Raw genomic sequence first — 374 nt, 5'->3', positions numbered from 1 at the left:
GAATACAGAAATCTGTTGATGAGTTGGCGCACTCTTCAACAGTACAAGAAAATGCATCTTTTACAAAACGGTTAAAGTTATCGGATTTATCGCAGCGTCCGCTAGCACCAAACGAGGATGTTAAACCGTTAGCTGAAGAAAAAAAGTATTCGATGGCTGAGTTAAATCAATTAAGTAACAAACAATTAACTGATCTTCTTGTGACAATTAATTGGTATCAAATTCCGGAATTATTTCAGTTTAATAGTGATAGTCTCAAATTCTATCAAGATGATAGCCGAATGCAAGCGATCATTAATAAACTAGCAGAACAAGGACAAGCTTATACGAAAGATGATTCAAAAGGGATTGAAACATTAGTAGAAGCTCTACGT

Annotated in this window: 1 protein-coding gene; it reads left to right on the top strand. The window is 35.0% G+C overall.

Translation table 11 applies throughout. The features are described 5' to 3' along the window. Nucleotides 1-374 (top strand): M9 family metallopeptidase N-terminal domain-containing protein (locus tag AC1DJR_RS33995; RefSeq protein ID WP_477004672.1); only part of this gene is annotated, 374 nt, incomplete at both ends.

The organism is Bacillus sp. 05T31 (genome assembly GCF_056396725.1).
This window is presented reverse-complemented; position numbering and strand designations above follow the sequence as displayed.